Source organism: Microbacterium sp. (assembly GCF_047607465.1).
Lineage (GTDB): Bacteria > Actinomycetota > Actinomycetes > Actinomycetales > Microbacteriaceae > Microbacterium.
Genome location: NZ_JASGCY010000076.1, coordinates 24953 through 43964, shown reverse-complemented (window position 1 = coordinate 43964; position 19012 = coordinate 24953). Strand labels below are relative to the sequence as shown.

At 68.8% G+C, this 19012-nt stretch carries 19 protein-coding genes; 6 read left to right on the top strand and 13 right to left on the bottom strand.

Annotated features, from left to right (window positions below):
- Positions 1-74: 74 nt before the first annotated feature.
- Positions 75-1577 carry an IMP dehydrogenase gene (gene guaB, locus QM568_RS11445; RefSeq protein ID WP_415138912.1) on the bottom strand — a complete coding sequence of 501 codons (1503 nt, stop codon included), beginning with the start codon at positions 1575-1577 and terminating at the stop codon, positions 75-77.
- 249 nt (positions 1578-1826) lie between these two features.
- On the opposite strand from guaB, the gene QM568_RS11440 reads away from it, so the two are divergent.
- From QM568_RS11440 to QM568_RS11425, 4 genes are read left to right on the top strand one after another with little or no spacing between them, the layout of a single operon-like run.
- Positions 1827-3137 carry an ABC transporter permease subunit gene (locus QM568_RS11440; RefSeq protein WP_415138910.1) on the top strand — a complete coding sequence of 437 codons (1311 nt, stop codon included), beginning with the start codon at positions 1827-1829 and terminating at the stop codon, positions 3135-3137.
- 1 nt (position 3138) lies between these two features.
- The gene (locus tag QM568_RS11435) at positions 3139-4119 is read left to right on the top strand and encodes a branched-chain amino acid ABC transporter permease (RefSeq protein WP_415138908.1); all 981 of its coding nucleotides are present in this window, start codon (positions 3139-3141) and stop codon (positions 4117-4119) included.
- Complete coding sequence (locus tag QM568_RS11430) at positions 4109-5089, top strand: ABC transporter ATP-binding protein (RefSeq protein ID WP_415138906.1); 981 nt, start codon at positions 4109-4111, stop codon at positions 5087-5089. Before QM568_RS11435 ends, QM568_RS11430 begins: the two co-directional genes overlap by 11 nt.
- Positions 5086-5859, top strand: coding sequence for an ABC transporter ATP-binding protein (locus QM568_RS11425; RefSeq protein WP_415138904.1), 774 nt, complete (start codon positions 5086-5088; stop codon positions 5857-5859). Before QM568_RS11430 ends, QM568_RS11425 begins: the two co-directional genes overlap by 4 nt.
- Positions 5860-5978: 119 nt before the next feature.
- Here the strand turns inward: QM568_RS11425 and QM568_RS11420 are convergent, their stop codons facing one another.
- The 3 genes from QM568_RS11420 to groES all read right to left on the bottom strand — a co-directional run bounded on the left by QM568_RS11420 (position 5979) and on the right by groES (position 8781).
- On the bottom strand, positions 5979-7346 hold the full coding sequence (locus tag QM568_RS11420; RefSeq protein WP_415138902.1) for an ABC transporter substrate-binding protein: 1368 nt from the start codon (positions 7344-7346) through the stop codon (positions 5979-5981).
- 129 nt (positions 7347-7475) lie between these two features.
- On the bottom strand, positions 7476-8396 hold the full coding sequence (gene rarD / locus QM568_RS11415; protein ID WP_415138900.1) for an EamA family transporter RarD: 921 nt from the start codon (positions 8394-8396) through the stop codon (positions 7476-7478).
- A gap of 88 nt (positions 8397-8484) precedes the next feature.
- Entirely contained in the window at positions 8485-8781 is a 297-nt protein-coding gene (gene groES, locus QM568_RS11410; protein ID WP_017203655.1) for a co-chaperone GroES, read from the bottom strand.
- Positions 8782-8937: 156 nt separating this feature from the next.
- On the opposite strand from groES, the gene QM568_RS11405 reads away from it, so the two are divergent.
- A complete protein-coding gene (locus tag QM568_RS11405; RefSeq protein ID WP_415138896.1) occupies positions 8938-10158 on the top strand; it encodes a THUMP-like domain-containing protein in 1221 nt (406 codons plus the stop codon).
- A 1-nt stretch (position 10159) separates the two neighbouring features.
- Here the strand turns inward: QM568_RS11405 and QM568_RS11400 are convergent, their stop codons facing one another.
- From QM568_RS11400 to QM568_RS11365, 8 genes are read right to left on the bottom strand one after another with little or no spacing between them, the layout of a single operon-like run.
- Positions 10160-11338 (bottom strand): hypothetical protein, encoded by a 1179-nt coding sequence (locus QM568_RS11400; protein ID WP_415138894.1) that lies wholly within the window; start codon positions 11336-11338, stop codon positions 10160-10162.
- Position 11339: 1 nt separating this feature from the next.
- On the bottom strand, positions 11340-11804 hold the full coding sequence (locus tag QM568_RS11395; RefSeq protein WP_415138892.1) for a hypothetical protein: 465 nt from the start codon (positions 11802-11804) through the stop codon (positions 11340-11342).
- A complete protein-coding gene (tsaD, locus tag QM568_RS11390) occupies positions 11801-12862 on the bottom strand; it encodes a tRNA (adenosine(37)-N6)-threonylcarbamoyltransferase complex transferase subunit TsaD (RefSeq protein ID WP_415138890.1) in 1062 nt (353 codons plus the stop codon). Before tsaD ends, QM568_RS11395 begins: the two co-directional genes overlap by 4 nt.
- Positions 12859-13326, bottom strand: a complete 468-nt coding sequence (rimI, locus tag QM568_RS11385; RefSeq protein ID WP_415138888.1) for a ribosomal protein S18-alanine N-acetyltransferase — start codon at positions 13324-13326, stop codon at positions 12859-12861. The genes tsaD and rimI overlap by 4 nt, the downstream gene beginning before the upstream one ends.
- Positions 13323-13928 (bottom strand): tRNA (adenosine(37)-N6)-threonylcarbamoyltransferase complex dimerization subunit type 1 TsaB, encoded by a 606-nt coding sequence (tsaB, locus tag QM568_RS11380; RefSeq protein ID WP_415138886.1) that lies wholly within the window; start codon positions 13926-13928, stop codon positions 13323-13325. Before tsaB ends, rimI begins: the two co-directional genes overlap by 4 nt.
- A 55-nt stretch (positions 13929-13983) precedes the next feature.
- On the bottom strand, positions 13984-14466 hold the full coding sequence (gene tsaE / locus QM568_RS11375) for a tRNA (adenosine(37)-N6)-threonylcarbamoyltransferase complex ATPase subunit type 1 TsaE (RefSeq protein ID WP_415138884.1): 483 nt from the start codon (positions 14464-14466) through the stop codon (positions 13984-13986).
- Entirely contained in the window at positions 14463-15566 is a 1104-nt protein-coding gene (gene alr, locus QM568_RS11370) for an alanine racemase (protein WP_415138882.1), read from the bottom strand. Before alr ends, tsaE begins: the two co-directional genes overlap by 4 nt.
- A complete protein-coding gene (locus QM568_RS11365; RefSeq protein WP_415138880.1) occupies positions 15563-15919 on the bottom strand; it encodes a holo-ACP synthase in 357 nt (118 codons plus the stop codon). The genes alr and QM568_RS11365 overlap by 4 nt, the downstream gene beginning before the upstream one ends.
- Before the next feature lie 232 nt (positions 15920-16151).
- On the opposite strand from QM568_RS11365, the gene QM568_RS11360 reads away from it, so the two are divergent.
- Positions 16152-16988 carry a DUF559 domain-containing protein gene (locus QM568_RS11360; protein ID WP_415138878.1) on the top strand — a complete coding sequence of 279 codons (837 nt, stop codon included), beginning with the start codon at positions 16152-16154 and terminating at the stop codon, positions 16986-16988.
- Positions 16989-17113: 125 nt separating this feature from the next.
- Here the strand turns inward: QM568_RS11360 and glmS are convergent, their stop codons facing one another.
- Positions 17114-18961 carry a glutamine--fructose-6-phosphate transaminase (isomerizing) gene (gene glmS / locus QM568_RS11355; protein ID WP_415138876.1) on the bottom strand — a complete coding sequence of 616 codons (1848 nt, stop codon included), beginning with the start codon at positions 18959-18961 and terminating at the stop codon, positions 17114-17116.
- Between the last annotated feature and the right edge of the window lie 51 nt (positions 18962-19012).

Here is a 19012-nt window from a genome sequence, read left to right as displayed (position 1 = left end):
GGCTGTGTCCGCATGAGCTTAGTGGGGCGTTTGCTGTCAGCATCCGCCCCTCTCTCACGATCCGGTACCCCGGCCTATCTCCTGTAATTGGGCGCCTCGACGACGATCTGCACATCGTGCGGGTGCGACTCCTTAAGCCCGGCCGGGGTGATCCGCACGAACCTGCCGCGCTGCTTGAGCTCCTCGATCGTGCGGGCGCCGACGTAGAACATCGACTGACGAAGCCCCCCCACGAGCTGATAGGCGACCGCCGAGAGCGGGCCGCGGTACGGGACCTGGCCCTCGATGCCCTCGGGGATGAGCTTGTCGTCGCTGGGGACGTCGGCCTGGAAGTAGCGGTCCTTCGAGTACGAGGTCTGCTTGCCGCGGGTCTGCATGGCCCCGAGCGAGCCCATGCCGCGGTACTGCTTGAACTGCTTGCCCGACTGGAAGACGATCTCACCCGGCGACTCGTCGGTGCCGGCGAGGAGCGAGCCGAGCATGACGGCATCCGCCCCGGCGACGAGCGCCTTGGCGATGTCGCCCGAGTACTGCAGGCCGCCGTCGGCGATCACCGGCACGCCGGCGGGGGCGGCCGCCAGCGACGCCTCGTAGACGGCGGTGACCTGCGGCACGCCGACGCCGGCCACGACGCGCGTGGTGCAGATCGACCCGGGGCCGACTCCGACCTTGACGGCGTCGACGCCGGCATCCACCAGCGCCTGCGCTCCCTCGCGGGTCGCGACGTTGCCGCCGATGATGTCGATATGCGCGAACGACTCGTCGGCCTTCAGCCGCTTGACCAGATCGATCACGCCCTGCGACTGGCCGTTGGCCGTGTCGACGACGAGCACGTCGACTCCCGCATCGCGCAGCGCCTGGGCACGTTCCCAGGCGTCGCCGAAGAAGCCGATCGCGGCGCCGACGCGCAGACGCCCCTGGTCGTCCTTCGTGGCGAGCGGATACTTCTCGCTCTTGTCGAAGTCCTTGATGGTGATGAGACCGGCGAGCCGGCCGTCCTCGTCGATGAGCGGCAGCTTCTCGACGCGGTGCTTCGCGAACAGGGCGATGACCTCCCCCGCGGCGACCCCGACGGGCGCGGTGACGAGGTTCTCGCTCGTCATGACGTCCTTGACGAGCGTGGTCTGGCGCTCGAAGCCCGAGACGAAGCGCATGTCGCGGTTGGTGATGATGCCGACGAGGCGTCCTTCGCCGTCCACGACGGGAAGCCCCGAGATGCGGTACTTCGCGCACAGCGCGTCGACCTCTTCGACGGTCGCGTCCGGCCTGGTGGTGATCGGGTCGGTGATCATGCCCGACTCGCTGCGCTTGACGCGATCGACGTGGGCGGCCTGATCGGCGATCGACAGGTTGCGATGCAGGATGCCGATGCCGCCCTCCCTGGCCATCGCGATCGCCATGCGCGACTCGGTGACGGTGTCCATGGCGCTGGAGAGCAGCGGCGTCGCCACCGAGATGCGGCGAGTGATGCGCGACGAGGTGTCGGCTTCGCTGGGGATCACGTCGGTGTGCCCCGGCAGGAGCAGCACGTCGTCGTAGGTGAGGCCGGTGAAACCGAACGGATCGTGCTGCGGCATCTGGTGTTCCTTACTGCATGCGGAAACGGCGAACTGATGACAATTCTAAACGTCGTCCGTCCTCAGGAATTCCCCGTCGCGACGGCCGCAACGCTCTGCACGGCGCCGACAGGGAGCCACGGAGGCGGGCGCGCCCGGAGAAGTCGAACCTTGGACGAAACAGTTTCGACACATTACGCTCGTACCGTCGTACACCGAGGTCGGCTTCTACTCACCGGCCCTGGTCTGCGAACCCGAACAGGAGGCCCTGTGAGTCCAACGACCTTGACCGCGCGCCGATCCGCCCCATGGCTGATCGCGCTGCTCGGTACGATCCTTGCGGCGCTCATGCTGCTCATCAGCGCACCGTACTCAGCGGCAGCGGCTGACGACGATTACGACTTCGCGATCGTCGTCAACGTGAAGACCTCGGGCGATCCGATCGCCGACGCCGAGATCACGGTGACGGGTCCGGATGACTTCAGCAATGAAGGAACCACGGACGAGACCGGACGCGCGACCATCGGGGTCCCATCGAAGGAGGGCACCTATACGGTCGAACTCGACCCGGACAGCCTGCCAGAGAGCGTGTCGGTCCCCGATGGTTTCGAGTTCACGCAGGAGGCGGAGTTCGGCCAGGGCTCCACGGTCGCGCGGACCTTCACGCTGGGAGCCGCCGAACGGAACACGACGAGCTTCTTCGATCAGCTGCTCTCGCGCGCTGTGAACGGTCTGAACTTCGGTCTCATGCTGGGCCTCGCCGCGATCGGCCTCTCCCTCGTGTACGGGACGACGGGTCTGTCGAACTTCGCCCATGGCGAGATGGTGACCTTCGGCGCGCTCGGGGCACTCATGTTCTCCACCGTCGCCGGCCTCCCGATCTGGGTCGCGATCCCTCTGGCGGTGGTGCTCTCCGGGGTGCTGGGCCTCGGAATGGATGCCGGCATCTGGCGCCCGCTCAGACGAAAAGGCGTCGGCACCGTGCAGCTCATGATCGTCTCGATCGGGCTCTCGCTCGCCCTGCGCTACGTCTTCCAGATCTTCGTCGGCGGCGGAACGACTCAGCTGCCCGACCGGTCGACGAAGAACATCGCGGGCCTCGGTCCGATCTCCCTCACCGTCACCGACCTCATCAGCATGGGCATCTCGATCATCGTGATCCTCGCCGTGGTCTGGTGGCTGATGCGCACCCGGGTCGGGCGGGCGACACGGGCCGTCTCCGACAACCCATCGCTCGCCGCCGCCAGCGGCATCGACGTCGACGCCGTGGTCAGGGTGGTCTGGGTCGTCGCGGCAGCGCTGGCCGGCCTGTCCGGAATCCTGTGGGCGTACTTCCGCCCCGGAATCAAGTGGGACATGGGAACGAGTGTTCTGCTGCTCATGTTCGCCGCTGTCACCCTCGGCGGTCTGGGAACCGCATTCGGCGCCCTGGTCGGATCGCTCATCGTGGGAATGCTGGTGGAGATATCGACGCTGTGGATCCCCTCCGATCTGAAGTACGTCGGCGCGCTCGTCGTGCTCATCGTCATTCTGCTGTTCCGCCCTCAGGGAATCATGGGACGCAAGGAAAGGATCGGTTGATATGGACGTCTTGCAGATTCTGAGCAACACGCTCGCGCAGATTCTTCAGCCGGCGACGCTCGGCTACGTGCTCGCCGCGATCGGCCTTTCGATGCACTTCGGATTCACCGGACTGCTGAACATGGGCGTGGCCGGATTCATGGCCATCGGCGCCTACGGCTTCGCGATCTCGATCGACACCTTCGGTGTGCCGTGGCCGCTCGCCGCACTGATCGGCATCATCGCGTCGATCATCTTCGCCCTCATCCTCGGCATCCCCACCCTGCGCTTGCGCGGCGACTACCTCGCCATCGTGACGATCGCCGCAGCAGAGGTGCTGCGACTGCTGTTCCTCACCTCGGCGTGGCGCGAGGTGACCGGCTCCTCCGATGGGCTCTCCGGGTTCCAACGCGGCTTCCGCGAGAGCAATCCACTGCCCCCTGGTAAGTACGGATTCGGTCCGTGGACCTACTCTTCGGATCAGTGGTGGGTCATCATCATCGGTCTCATCCTGATCGCGATCGCCGTGACACTCGTGTGGCTGGCGATGCGCAGCCCCTGGGGGCGCGTCATCCGCGGCATCCGCGAAGACGAAGACGCCGTGCGCTCGCTGGGCAAGAACGTGTTCTCCTTCAAGATGCAGGCGCTCGTCATCGGCGGTGTGATCATCGCCGCCGGCGGAATCGTCACCGCCATGGGCACGAACGTCAACCCCAACGTCTACGTCACATCGCAAACGTTCTACGTGTGGACGGCTCTGCTCCTCGGCGGCGCTGCGACGATCTTCGGCCCCGTTCTCGGCGCCGTGCTGTTCTGGGTGGTCCGCGCTCTGCTGTCGAACCTGCTGCCCGCGCTCTCGAAGATCGGATGGCTGCCTTTCCTCGACGCGCAGCAGTCGCAGATGCTCGTGTTCGTGCTCGTGGGCGTGGCGCTCATGCTGCTCGTCGTCTTCCGCCCGCAAGGCATCCTCGGAAGCAAGAAGGAGCTGACCTTTGTCCGCTGAGATCTCGCCCCCGCCCACCCGGTCGAAAACGACCGGCCTGCACATCGGAGACGCCGCTCCCGGCGTCAAGAAGGTCGACCCGATCATCGTCGCCGACGGCGTGAAGCGCGTGTTCGGCGGTCTCACCGCCGTCGATGTCGAGCATCTCGAGATACCCCGGGGCGCCATCACCGCACTGATCGGACCGAACGGTGCTGGTAAGACCACGCTGTTCAACCTGCTCACCGGCTTCGACAAGCCCGACGAGGGCAACTGGTCGTTCGACGGGCGTGATCTCGCCGGCATCCCCGCGTTCAAGGCCGCGCGAATGGGTCAGGTGCGCACATTTCAGCTGACGAAGTCGCTGGGGCTGCTGACCGTTCTCGAGAACATGAAACTGGGCGCCACGCACCAGACCGGCGAGCGTTTCTTCGCCGGCATCCTCCCTGGACTCTGGCGCTCCCAGGAGGCGGAGATCGAGGCGAAGGCCCGTGATCTGCTGACACGGTTCAAGCTCGACGCCAAGGCGGATGACTTCGCCGCATCGCTCTCGGGTGGCCAACGCAAGCTGCTCGAGATGGCACGCGCCCTCATGAGCGATCCGACGCTGGTCATGCTGGATGAGCCGATGGCCGGTGTGAACCCGGCTCTGACGCAGTCCCTGCTCGATCACATCCTCGATCTGAAGGATCTCGGCATGACGGTGGTCTTCGTCGAGCACGACATGCACATGGTGCGCCACATCGCCGACTGGGTCGTGGTGATGGCGGAGGGCCGCATCGTCGCCGAAGGCCCGCCGGACGTGGTGATGCAGGATCCGGCCGTGATCGACGCCTACCTCGGCGCGCACCAGGACGTCGACCTCGGCGTCGTCACTGGTCGCATTCCTGGTGAGCTCACCGGCGACGCCGAGGAGCTCATCGAGGCACAGCAGAGCCTCAGCGAAGCGGTGGAGACCGAGCAGGGCGAGACGGGAGAGGAGCAGCGATGACCACGACGACGGATGCTGCCGAAACGCAGGTGCCGCGGGAAACCCCCACGGCAGACAATGTCGTGTTCCTCGACGATGTCGTCGCCGGATACCTTCCCGGCGTGAACATCCTCAACGGCGCGACGCTGACGGCGGCGAAGGGCGAGCTGATCGGCATCATCGGCCCCAACGGCGCAGGCAAGTCGACCATGCTCAAAGCGATCTTCGGTCAGGTCAAGATCCGTTCAGGTCGAGTCGTGCTCAACGGCGAGGACATCACGGGTCTGCGCGCGAACAAGCTCGTCGCCAAGGGCGTCGGCTTCGTCCCGCAGACCAACAACGTCTTCCCCTCGCTGACCATCGCGGAGAACCTGCAGATGGGTGGCTACCAGGATCAGAAGAACTACGCCTCGCGCGTGGATTTCGTGACGTCGATCTTCCCCGATCTCGCCAAGCGCCTGCAGCAGCGCGCAGGCTCGCTCTCCGGCGGTGAGCGCCAGATGGTGGCGATGGGTCGTGCGCTCATGATGGATCCTCACGTGCTGCTGCTCGACGAGCCCAGTGCCGGTCTGTCGCCCTCACGCCAGGATGAGGCGTTCCTGCGCGTCTCTGAGATCAACAAGGCGGGTGTGACCACGATCATGGTGGAGCAGAACGCCCGGCGGTGCCTGCAGATCTGCGATCGCGGCTATGTGCTCGATCAGGGTCGCGACGCCTACACCGGAACGGGTCGCGAACTGCTGAACGACCCCAAGGTCATCGGGCTGTACCTCGGTACCCTCGGGGCCTGACCTTCACACGAAGAGAACCCCCGGTCAGCGACCGGGGGTTCTCTTTTGGGTGCTTGAAGTCCGACACGAACACTGAGGCTCCCGGCGCTTCGCGCCGGGAGCCTCAGTGTTGATCGAGATCAGCCGATGTGATCGAAGGTGTAGGTGTTGTCCTCACCGAACTTGAACACACCGATCGTCGCCTCCGTCGGGTCACCGGCACCATCGAAGGTGATGGGTCCTGTCACGCCGTCGTAGTCTGCGACACCGCCGCCGATGATGATGTCGGCGCAGGCTTCGAAGCTCGTGCACTTCTCGCCATCACCGCTTCCACCGGAGACCTGCTGCAGGTGTGCTGCGACATCGGCACCAGCCGTCGATCCTGCCTCAAGAGCAGCGAGCGCGAGCAGCACCATGGCGTCGTAGGACTCCGGACCGTAGGTGTAGTCCTTCAGCTCCTCGTTGCCAGCGCCGGTCCAGTACGCCTGAAGGTCTTCCTTGAACTGCGCGGTGAGCTCAGGATCCGCAGCCGGGGTCGTGCCCTGCGCGCCGGTCATGGTGCCCTCGGGCAGCTCATCGCCGAAGTTCGACAGGTTTCCATCGACGAGGTACATCTTGTCCGACGGGAAGTCGGCTCCGACGAGCTCGGGGATGATCGTCTTGACCTCTTCGAAGGTGATCAGCGCGATCGCATCCGGGTCGGCAGCCAGGACGTCCTCGACCTGCGAGGAGAAGTTCGAGTCACCGGTGTTGTACATCGCGGCCGAGACGACCGTTCCGCCCGCTTCCTCGAAAGCAGCCTTCGTGAAGCACGCGAGACCGGTTCCGTAGGAGTCGTTGAGGATGATCATGCCGAGCGTCTCATTGCCGTCAGCGGAGATCTGGTTGCCCAGAACAGCGCCCTGCAGCGTGTCGGACGGTGCGGTGCGCCAGTACAGACCGTTGTCCTCGTAACCCGTGAAGGTGGGCGAGGTGTTCGCCGGCGAGAACTGCACGGCACCGGCCGCGATCACCTGGTCGATGAACTGCAGCGAGACACCGGAGGATGCGGCGCCGACCACGGCCGTCGCGCCGGCGCTCAGGATGCGGGGCACCTCGGTCTCGTACGCCTTGTTGTCGGTGTCGCCCGAGTCGCCCTGAACGAGGTTGATCGTGATGCCCTTGCCTGCATCGTTGATCTGCTTGGCTGCGAACTCGGTCGCCGCGATCTCGGGCGGGCCGAGGAAGGCCAGGTTACCCGTCTGCGGCAGAGCCGTTCCGATGGTGAAGCTCAGGTTGTCCGCACCCGGCGTCGCCGAGTTCGTCGCCGTGAACTCCTGTTCGAATGGCGTGGGCTGTTCCGCATCGCAGTCGACCGGGAAGTCGACAGCGGCCGTGACGTCGCCTTCCGTGGTTTCGACGTCGTCGCCGGCGTTGCTTGCGCAACCGGCGAGGACGAGTGCGGCTGCGCCGACAGCGGCGATGCCGGCGGCGAACTTGCGCGCACGCGAGCTTGGGTAAAGGCTCATGCTGCTCCTTGCTTTCCGTTCATTGCAGAGGAGCTCATGCGCTCCTCTGTTCCCATAAACGTAGTCGCGAGCAGGTCTCATTAGTGTTGCGATGCGTTAACGGTGTGCAACAGGAGGGTCTCGGTTCGATCACGGCCTCCGTCGGCGCTGCAGCAGCAGGTCGACGACGAACACGACGATCGCGACCCACACGAGCGCGAAGCCCGCCCAGCGCTCGGGCGGCATCGGCTCGCCGAGGATCGCCCATCCGGTGAGGAACTGCATGACGGGGGTGATGAACTGGAACATCCCCACGAGGCTGAGGTCGATGCGCCGGGTTCCTGCAGCGAAGAGCAGCAGCGGCACGGCGGTGGCGACGCCGGTGAAGGCGACGAGCAGCGTGTGCACGGGACCGACGCTGCCGACGGTGATGCCGCCGCTGTGCCCGACGACGACGAGGATCACGACGGCGATCGGGATCAGCCAGAACGACTCGAGGGTCAGTCCGCTCGTGGCATCCACCGACGGCCCGATCTTCTTCTTCACGAGGCCGTAGGTGCCGAACGAGGCGGCGAGGGTGAGCGCGATCCACGGGAAGGAGCCGTGCGCGACGACGATGACGGCGACAGCGACGGCCGCGATGCCGACTGCTGCCCACTGGAGCCGGCGCAGTCTCTCGTGCAGGACGAACACGCCGAGCAGGACCGTCCCGATCGGGTTGATGAAGTACCCGAGGCTCGTCTCCACGACGTGCCCCGAGAGCGTCGCGAGGACGAACACCTGCCAGTTGACGTAGATGAGCAGCCCCGCGAGCCCAGTGAGCAGCAGGAGCCTGCGGTCGGCGATGATCGCGCCGAGGCGCCGCCAGCCGCGGGTGGCCGCCAGCAGCAGGAGGCAGAAGACGAACGACAGCAGCACCCGCCACGCGACGACCTCCCACGCCCCGGTCGGGGCGAGCGTCAGGAAGTACAGCGGAAGGATGCCCCACAGGAGGTACGCGCCGACGGTGACAAGGATGCCGGTGGACTTCTCGCGCGCCGCATTGGCGACTGGATCGGTGGCGGCACTCACGTTCCCACCCTATTGCCGGGCGGAGTGCCCAGGGCGCGGGCAGGCAGAAGGCCCGGGCGCCTGAGCACCCGGGCCTTGTGGAGCTGGTTCAGCGAACGACGACCGCGAGGACGTCGCGAGCCGACAGCACGAGGAACTCGTCGGCGCCGAACTTCACCTCGGTGCCGCCGTACTTGCTGTAGAGCACGCGGTCGCCGACGGCGACGTCGAGCGGAACACGGTTGCCGTTGTCATCGATGCGGCCGGGGCCGACGGCCACGACCTCACCCTCCTGGGGCTTCTCCTTAGCGGTGTCAGGGATGACCAGGCCACTCGCGGTGGTCTGCTCGGCCTCGACCTGCTTGATGACGATGCGGTCCTCGAGCGGCTTGATGGAAACCGACACGGTCTACCTCTTCTTTCTAGACGATGACACGAAAGACTCGTTCGCACTCTCAACCCGAGAGTGCTAATGCCAGTGTAGGCGCTCGATTGGCACTCACGCAATGCGAGTGCCAATCGAGCACCGCGTTCCGGTGGACCGCTCGCCTAAGCTGTGACGGTGGAGATGTCCGAGCTGCGCGCACTGCTCACCCCCGAGGGGCTCGCCCTCCTCGACGAGCTCGGGCCCGTCTCCACGACGGCCGATGCCGCCCGCGCGGTCTCGCGCCTGCGCGCGGCCGGCCACTCCCCCGACCTCGTCTCCGCCGTCGTCGGCCAGGCTCACCTGCGGTCGAAGGCGACGGCGAAGTTCGACGCGTTCGCCGGACGGATGCTGTTCACCCGCGCCGGCCTGGAACAGGCGACCAGACTCGGCGTCGCCGCCCGGCACGCGCAGCGCCTGCGCGCAGCGGGCATCACTCGGGTGGCGGATCTCGGATGCGGCATCGGCGGCGACGCGCTCGCGTTCGCCGGCGCCGGGCTCGAGGTGCTCGCCGTCGACGCCGATGAGGTGACCGCGGCCATCGCCGCATACAACCTCGCCCCGTTCGGCGCCGAGGTGCGTCACAGCACCGCCGAAGAGGCCTACGCACAGGGTGTTTCCTCTCTTCGCTCCGCCCCTCTCGGGGTGACCGACGCCCTCGCGATCTGGATGGACCCGGCTCGGCGCACCTCAGGCCACAGTGAGACCCGTCGAGTCTCGGCCGACGACTACTCCCCCTCGCTCGACTGGGCCTTCGACGTCGCCGCCCGGCATCCGACCGGCATCAAGCTGAGCCCCGCCCACGACCGCGAGGCGCTCCCCGCCGCATGCGAGACCCAGTGGGTCAGCGCCGACGGCAGCGTCGTCGAGCTCGTCGTCTGGACCGGCATCCTCGCCCGCCCCGGCATCCGGCGCAGCGCCCTGCTCATCCGCGGCGAGCGCTCGTTCGAACTCACCGGCGCCGCCGACGCCGATGATGCGCCGGTGCGCCCGCTGGGCGCGTTCCTGCACGAGCCCGACGGCGCGGTGATCCGCGCCCGCCTCATCGGCGACGTCGCCCGCAGCCTCGAGGCCGGCATGCTCGACGAGCGCATCGCCTACCTGACATCGGATGCCGCGCTCACGAGCCCGTTCGTGCAGTCGTTCCGCGTGCGCGAGACGATGGCGGCGAACCCCAAGGCCATCAGCACGGTGCTGAAGAAGCACGGCATCGGCACCCTCGAGATCAAGAAGCGCGGGGTCGACATCGATCCGGCGGCGTTCCGCAAGAAGCTCGCGCTGAAGGGCGACGAGAAGGCGACGCTCATCATCACCCGGATGGGAGACCGGCGGCTCGCGATCCTCGCAGACCGCGTCTGACTCACTCCTCGACGTCGGTCGGGACCTGGACCTGCTCACCGGCGTCGACATGCACCGTCGTCGACTCGCCGTGCTCCGTGACGGTGAGGTAGGGCGTGTTCCAGGCGCCGATGAACTTGAGGGTCACCACAATCGGCTGCCCGAGCTCGTTCTCGCCCACGACGGAGAGGCCGTTCTCGGCGACCGCGGCACTGTCATCGCAGGCCGTCGTCTCGAAGCCGTCGACGATGAGACACCTCAGCAGCTCCCCCTGCTCGCCGAAGCGGTCTCCCGCCCAGACCGGGGCGTCGAGCACCTCGCCGACGAGCGCGATTCCGGAGAGGTAGTCCTCGGCTGTGAGGAGCTCTTCGGCGCGGGTGCGATCGTCGCCCTCGAACCGATCGAGCATCATCTGATCGCTGTTCTCCCAGCGCTGCACGATGGCGACGGGCTCACCGGTCGTCGCGCGCAGCAGCAGCGCGTTGACGGAGGACCCGCTGTCGCCTTCGGGGGCATCGTCGGCCGGCGGCAGATCGACCGTCGCGTTCGGGCCGACGGAGCCCTCGCTGCCGACGGGCGCGCATCCGGTCTGCGAGTGCGCCCCGACGTCGAGCACGACGCAGTGCTGCGCGCCGTCGTCCTTCGTGGCGAACCACACCAGCGCGTCGTCGTCCCGGGCGATGGGCCGAAGACTCCCCTCGTCGAACCTCAGCTTCTCGTCGAGCTCGAGCCGGTGCGCGGCCTCGTCGGCGGTGAGGGCGACGGCGTCGCCCTCACGGGGCGCGAACAGCGCCCAGCCGGCGCCGAGTCCGATCAGCAGCAGCGCAGCGGATGCCGCGGCGGCGGGTCTCCAGTGCCGGCGGAGGACCGCGGGCCAGGCTGCGCTCTCCTGCGGGGCTGACCCGTCGCCCTCGAACGCCGAGCCCGATTCCTGAGTCGCCGAACCCTGGTCCTGGGTCTCCGGTCTTGCTGAAGCGCTACCGGCCCCGCCCGAGGGCCCTTCCACATGCTCCGGGACTCCGGCTTCCCGAGCCGCCGAGAGCTCTTCGGCGAGCCCAGAAGCCTGGGTTTCCCTGGACGCAGGAGCCGACATCCTGGCCGTCTCCAATTCGTCCAGGCGCGCCGCCTCCGCGGCAGTCAGACCGCCGTCGCGGCGGTACGCCTTGCGCTGCAGCATCCGCAGCTCGTCAGCATCCGTCATGTCAGCCCAACCGTTCGAACTGGAGACCGGCCCACACGAGCCAGCCGACGCTGTACGCGGTCGCGGTGAGCCCGAGCACGAGTGCCCACCGCGCGATCGCCCGGCTCTCCACCGGACGCCGCAACGACATGATCGCCGCGATCACGGCGATGATCGCGAGCGGCAGCCCCCAGCCGACGAAGAACGATGCGCAGAGGGCGACGATCGCCGCCAGCAACGCCCACGGTGCGAGCCGGGTGTCGTCGACCCGCGCGAGGGTGTCATGCGGCGACCACTCCTGGGTCTCGGCGGACGCGTCGAGGAGCGGACCGCTCGTCACGACCGGCTCGATGCCGACGGGCCCCGTCGGCAGCTTCGTGTACCCGTCCCGGCGGGCACCGGGAAGACGCGCCGTCCCGCCCGGACACTCGACCTCGCCGCTGGGACCCTCGATGCGGGGGCCGCGCACGTCGTCGGAGCTCGTCATGGCCGCTCAGCCACCTGGATCTCGGTGACCGGGAGAGTCGAGTCGGCGCCGAAGGACAGCGTCGAAGGCCGACGACCCGAGCTGATGAGCTCCGCGGCGAGCGCCGCGATCATCGCGCCGTTGTCGGTGCACAGCGACAACGGCGGGATGCGCACCGTCACGCCCGCGGCCCCGGCCCGTTCGAGCGCGATCTCGCGCAGCCGGCGGTTGGCGATGACGCCGCCGCCCAGGAGCAGCCTGGGCACTCCGAGGTCCTCGCAGGCGGCGAGGGCCTTCGTGACGAGCACGTCGACGACGGCTTCGCGGAAGCTCGCTGCGACGTCGGCGATCGGCACCTCGACGCCGTCGGCCTCGCACTTCTCGACCCAGCGCGCGACCGCGGTCTTCAAGCCAGAGAACGAGAAGTCGTAGCGGTGCGCGGCCATGTCGGACGCCTTCGACAGCCCTCGAGGGAAGCGGATCGCCTTCGGGTCGCCGTCGGCGGCCGCCCGGTCGATCTCGGGGCCGCCCGGATACGGCAGCGACAGCAGGCGAGCCACCTTGTCGAACGCCTCGCCGGCGGCGTCGTCAACGGTCTCGCCGAGGAGCTCGACATCCGTGGTGAGGTCGCGCACGTGCAGCAGCGAGGTGTGCCCGCCCGAGACGAGCAGCGCGATCGTCGGATACTCCAGCGGCTCGGAGCCGGAGGTGAGGATGTCGGCGGCGATGTGGCCGACGAGATGGTTCACGGCGTAGAGGGGCTTTCCGAGCGAGACGGCGAGCCCCTTCGCCGCGCCGACGCCGACCATGAGCGCTCCGGCGAGACCGGGGCCGCTGGTCACCGCGACGGCGTCGAGATCGTCGAGGGTCACGCGGGCTTCGGCGAGCGCCGCCTCGATCGACGGCTGCAGCGCTTCGAGGTGCGCGCGCGCCGCCACCTCCGGCACCACGCCGCCGTAGCGGGAGTGCTCGTCCATGCTGGAGGCGATCGTGTTCGACAGCAGCGTGCGGCCGCGGACGATACCGATACCGGTCTCGTCGCAGCTCGTCTCGATGCCGAGCACCAGGGGTTCCGTCATGGCTGTTCCCTTCGACGACGCCGTAGATCGAGCCTCATCACGATCGCGTCGACGTCGTCGGGCTGGTAGTAGCGGGGCCGGCGGCCGATCTCGACGAAGCCCTCGGAGACGTAGAGCCCGTGGGCGGTGTGGTTGTCGGCGCGCACGTCGAGGAACACCTCGCGGGCCCCCCGCTGCGCCGCGGCGTCCAGCAGCGCACGCAGCAGCGCCCGGCCGCGTCCGTGGCCGCGCCGGTGCGCCGCGAGCGCGATGGTCTGGATGTCGGCATCCGCGCCGCCCTGCAGCGCACGCACGCCGCCGTACCCGACGATCGCGCCGTCGACCTCGTCGACAAGATAGCGGCTGTGCGGCGAGGCGAGCTCGGCCGCCATCGACTCGGCGCTCCACGCGTCGGTCGGGAACGAGGCCCGCTCGATCGCCATGATGCCGTCGAGATCCGCCGGGGTCGCCGTGCGCAGGCTCACAGCCCCACCCGCTTCGGGGCACCGGGGACGACGACATCGGGGTGGCGCAGGTACAGCGGCTCGTCGCCCGAGAGCGCACGTCCGGCGGCGAGAGCGCGGGCGCCGACACGGGCGAGATCCGCGGCGGAGAGGGCGTCGACATCGAAGCGGCGGATATCGGAGAGATGAGCATCCGCCTCGGCGGCCGGCACGAGGACCGTGTCGGCGACGACGACGGGGAGCCCTGCGGCGTCCGCACCGTCGAACACCGTGATCGCGACCTCGCGGCGGCGTGCGTCCGTGACGATCGCGAACGGGCCGTCGCCGATGCGGGCGAGGGCGGCGGCGTGGTGGCTCGGCACCGGGATCACGGGGATCGCCCGGCCGAGAGCGAAGGCGCGCGCGGCGGCGATGCCGATGCGCAGGCCGGTGAAGGGGCCAGGGCCCATTCCGGCGACGACGTGCGTGATCTCCCCTGCGCCGGCGACGACCTCGGCGAGGAGGTCGCCGATCACCTCGGCGTGGCCGAGAGGGTCGGCGGCTGCTGCTTCGGCGCGCACGGCGCCGTCGGCATCGACGAGCGCCACGGCCGTGCCGAGAGAGGTGTCGACGGCGAGGATCACCCCTCCAGGGTAGTCGCGGATGCCGATGCCGGCCTCCCCGGCAGGGCGGCGGGCCTCAGGAGCCGCCGCGTGCGATCGTGACGATGCGCGGGGCGTCGGCGTCCAGCTCCGAGGGGTCCAGCTCCCCGCCGCCGCCGACCGGGCGATCGAGCTCGACGTCCCACCACGTCTGCGCGAGGTCCTCGGCGAGGCCGCGGCCCCATTCGATCACCACCACCGAGTGCGCGAGGTCGAGATCGAGGTCCTCCAGCTCCGCCCCCGAGCCGAGACGGTAGGCGTCGACGTGCACGAGCGGGGCGCGACCAACGAGCGACGGATGGGTGCGGGCGATCACGAACGTCGGACTCTGCACGGGGCCGCGCACCCCGAGCCCCTCGGCGAGACCGCGGGTGAACGTCGTCTTCCCTGCGCCGAGGGGCCCGGTGAGGATAAGCAGGTCCCCCGCCTCCAGACCCTCGCCGAGAGCGAAGCCGAGCCGCTCCATGTCGGCGGACGTCGCGACCTCGCGCCGCCCCAGCAGCGCGGGGTCGACGCTCATGAGGCCCTCCGCGGCACGCGGCTCCCGATGCGGGTGACGATCTCGTAGTTGATCGTGCCTGCGGCATCCGCCCATTCCGTCGCCGACGGCGCGCCCAGGGTCGGGTCGCCGAAGAGCACGACCTCGTCGCCGACCGAGACGGCGGTGTCGCCGACGTCGACGACGAACTGGTCCATCGCGATGCGGCCCACGTTGACGAAGCGACGGCCGTTGATGACGACCGGCAGGCGTCCTGACGCCGACCTCGGCACGCCGTCGGCGTACCCGAACGGCACGAGGACGAGCGTGGTGTCGCGCGGGGTGCGGTGGTCGTAGCCGTAGCTGACGCCGGCGCCGATCGGCACCCGCCGCACCGCCGCCACCGCCCCGCGCAGGGTCATCGCCGGGCGCAGCCCGAGCTGGGCGGAGGTGCGGTCGTCGAAGGGCGACAGACCGTAGAGCCCGATGCCGATGCGCACGGCATCGAGCCGGCTCTCCGGCAGGTCGATGGCGGCCGCGGTGGCGGCGATGTGGCGGACCTCCGCACGGATGCCGAAGCCCTCGGCCGCCGCGACGGCCTCGTGGAACCGCGCGAGGGCTTCCCGGTCGTGCGCCGGCGACGTGTTGGAGAGGTGGCTGAACAGCCCGACGATGCGCAGCCGGCCGATGCGCTCGAGGCGGGCTGCCTCGGCGAGCACGCGGTGCCAGTCGGCGGGGGCGATGCCGTTGCGCGAGAGGCCCGTCTCGAACTTCAGGTGCACCGGTACTGGACGGTCGACGCGTGCAGCGCGTGCCGCCTGCTCCAGCTGGTCGAAGGAGGAGATGCCGACCTCGATGCCGTGTTCCGCCGCGGCCTCGAAGCTCTCCCCCGGTGCGTGCAGCCACGCCATGAGCGGGGCGGTGATGCCCTGACGGCGCAGCTCGACCGCCTCGGGGATCTCGGCGACACCGAGTCGGGTCGCACCCCCGGCGAGGGCGGCCACCGCCGCCGCAGCGGCCCCGTGGCCGTAGGCGTTGGCCTTGACGACGCCGAACACCTGCACGCCGGTGAGACGGCGCAGATGCCGCACGTTGTCGCTGATCGCGGCGAGGTCGATCGTCGCCTCTCGGAACGGGATCACGGCTCTCCTTCGGCGACGACGAACGCGGCCGCGAGGCCCGCATCGTGCGTGAGCGTCAGGTGCAGCTTCGTGATGCCGCGCTGCGCGACCACATCGGCCGTGGTGCCGGAGAGCACGAAGTGCGGGGCGCCGGAGGCGGCCGAGCCGATCTCGATGTCGACCCAGTGCACACCGTCCGATCCGCCGAGCGTCTTGATCAGCGCCTCCTTCGCCGCGTAGCGGGCGGCCAGGGAGGAAAGGCGCAGCGTCTGCTCGGCCGGGGTGAACAGCCGTTGCAGCAGCTTCGGGGTCCGGGTGATCTGCCGCTCGAAGCGCGGCACGTCGACGAGGTCGATGCCGGTCCCGATGATCATCCGCTCAGCCTACCCGTCCCCCCGCATCCGCCTGATCCGGCCCCGGTGCCGTTCCGTCCGCATGCTGAGATCCCGCCTGCAGGGCGAGAGCCCCGATCCGGGCATTCAGACGGTTTCCGAGCCGACGGACGGCACGAACCACTCTTCCTGCACAATCACGGAATCGCTCGAATCCCTCCACAATCACGGCTTTCAGCCTCCGGCGACGCCGGGAAAGTCGGATGCTCATGACATGCTCACTCCAGCCGACCTCCTGACGAACACCGACGGCATCGCCCGCACCGCGTGGCTCACGAGCCACGGGTGCAGCAGGCGAGCGCTGACGGATGCTATGGGCACGGGCGAGCTGCTGCGGATCCGTCGTGGTGTCCTCGCCCTTCCCGACGCCGACCCCAAGCTCGTCATCGCGGCGCGGCACGGGGGCGCCCTCAGCTGCGCCGACGCCCTGCGCCACCACGGGATCTGGACGCTCCCCCGCCCCGATCACGAGGTGCACGTCTGGCTCGGCGGCTCCGGGCGTCGGCATCCGCACCCGCGGTGCGAGGAGCTCTGCACGACGCACTTCTCGCCAGGCACGGCGGTGCTCGGATACGCTCCCGTCGTCGACGCTCTCATCCACGCGCACCGGTGTCTGGAGCCCGAGGCGTTCTTCGCCGCCTACGAGTCCGCGTGGAACCAGCGGAAGATCTCCGCATCCGATCGCCGCCGGATCCGACGGGAGCTCCCCGCATCCGCGACGTGGATGCTCGATCTCGCCCGCCCCGATGCGCAGAGCGGACTGGAATCGGTGCTGCGGTTCCGGTTGCACCTGCTCGGTCTGACGCTGGAGTCGCAGGTTGCGCTCCCCGGTGTCGGCATCGTCGATTTCGTCGTGGGACGCGTGATCCTCGAGGTGGACGGCCGCGAGAACCACGCCGGGTTCGACCGGCGGCACAACGACCTGATGCGCGATGCCGCAGCATCCGCCCTCGGGTACGAGACCCTGCGGTTCGACTACTCGATGATCATCTACGAGTGGGATCGGGTCGTGGCGGCGATCCTGCCCGCGCTCGCACGTTCCGTGGCATGACGACGGCTCCGTGGCATGACGACCGCTCCGTCCGCATGCTCAGTATCCGTCTGCATGCCCAGAGCCGGGATCTGGGCATGCAGACGGATTCCGGACCGTCGGAGGGCACGGCGACGGATGCCGGCTCACTCCACGGTGACGGACTTGGCGAGGTTGCGCGGCTGGTCGACGTCGAGGCCCTTGGCGGTGGCGAGGGCCATCGCGAAGATCTGCAGCGGGACCACCGCGAGCACGGGCTCGAACACGGCCCCGGCGAGCGGGATGCGGATGACCTCGTCGGCGTACGGCAGGACCGCTGCATCGCCCTCTTCGGCCACCACGATCACCCGGGCGCCGCGGGCGCGGATCTCCTGGATGTTGGAGACGACCTTCGAGTGGATCAGTGCCGAGTGCCGCGGTGACGGCAGCAGCACGAACACCGGCTGACCGGGCTCGATGAGCGCGATCGGACCGTGCTTGAGCTCGCCGGCGGCGAAGCCCTCGGCGTGGATGTACGAGATCTCCTTGAGCTTGAGCGCACCCTCGAGAGCGATCGGATAGCCCACATGGCGGCCGAGGAAGAGCACCGAACGGGTGTCGGCCATCCAGCCTGCGAGCTGGGTGACGTGCTCCTGCTCCGTCGACAGGACGCGGGCGATCTTCTCGGGCAGCGTCTGCAGCTCGGCGACGTCGACGGATGCATCGACGACGGTGCCGCGGACACGGCCCATGTGCAGACCGAGCAGCAGCAGGGCCGTGATCTGCGCCGAGAACGCCTTGGTCGACGCCACGGCGACCTCGGGTCCGGCGTGGGTGTAGACGACAGCATCCGACTCGCGGGGGATCGTGGCGCCCTGCGTGTTGCAGATCGACAGGGTGCGCGCGCCGCGCTCTCGGGCGTACTTCACGGCCATCAGCGTGTCCATGGTCTCGCCCGACTGGCTGATCGACACGACGAGCGTCTCGGCGCCGATCACCGGATCGCGGTAGCGGAACTCGTGCGCGAGCTCGACGTCGACGGGAACGCGCGCCCACTGCTCGATCGCGTACTTGCCGACGAGAGCGGCGTAGGACGCCGTGCCGCATGCCGTGATGATGATGCGGTCGATGCCGGCGAAGAGCTCGTCGAGGCCGTCGAGCTCGGGGATCACGACCTGACCGTCATGGATGCGGCCGCGGATCGTGTTGGCGACGGCCTCGGGCTGCTCGGCGACCTCCTTGGCCATGAACGAGGGCCAGCCGCCCTTCTCAGCGGCTGCGGCGTCCCACGAGACCTCGAAGGGCTCGGCCTCGACCGGCGTGCCGGCGAAATCGGTCACGGTGACGGCATCCGGGGTGATCGACACGATCTGATCCTGGCCGATCGCGAGCGCCCTGCGGGTGTGCTCGACGAAGGCGGCGACGTCGGATCCGAGGAAGTTCTCGCCGTCGCCGAGGCCGATCACCAGCGGCGAGTTGCGCCGTGCGCCGACGACGAGTCCTGGATGCTCCTCGTGCATCGCGAGGAGGGTGAACGCGCCCTCGAGGCGGTTCACGACGCTGCGGAACGCGAGCTGCAGATCTCCGCCGTTGCCGCGGTACTCGCGTCCGAGGAGGGCTGCGGCAACCTCGGTGTCAGTCTCGCTGCGGAAGGCGACACCGGCCGCGGCGAGCTCGTCGCGAAGCTCGGCGAAGTTCTCGATGATGCCGTTGTGGATCAGCGCGAGCCTGTCGTCGTCCGCGAGGTGCGGGTGCGCGTTGACGTCGGTCGGGCCGCCATGCGTCGCCCAGCGGGTGTGCCCGATTCCGGTGCCGCCGTCTGGAAGGGCGTGCTCGGCGAGGGAGTCGCGCAGCATGCCGAGCTTTCCCGCCTTCTTGCGCATGCCGAGCGCACCGTCGGCACCGATAACCGCGATACCGGCGGAGTCATAACCGCGGTACTCGAGACGCGAGAGCCCTGCGAGCAGGACGTCCTGGCTGGGGCGCGGGCCCACGTATCCGACGATTCCACACATGGGATCAAGGGTAAGCGCCCTCTTTTGAGAGGGTTCCGAACGAATAGCGGA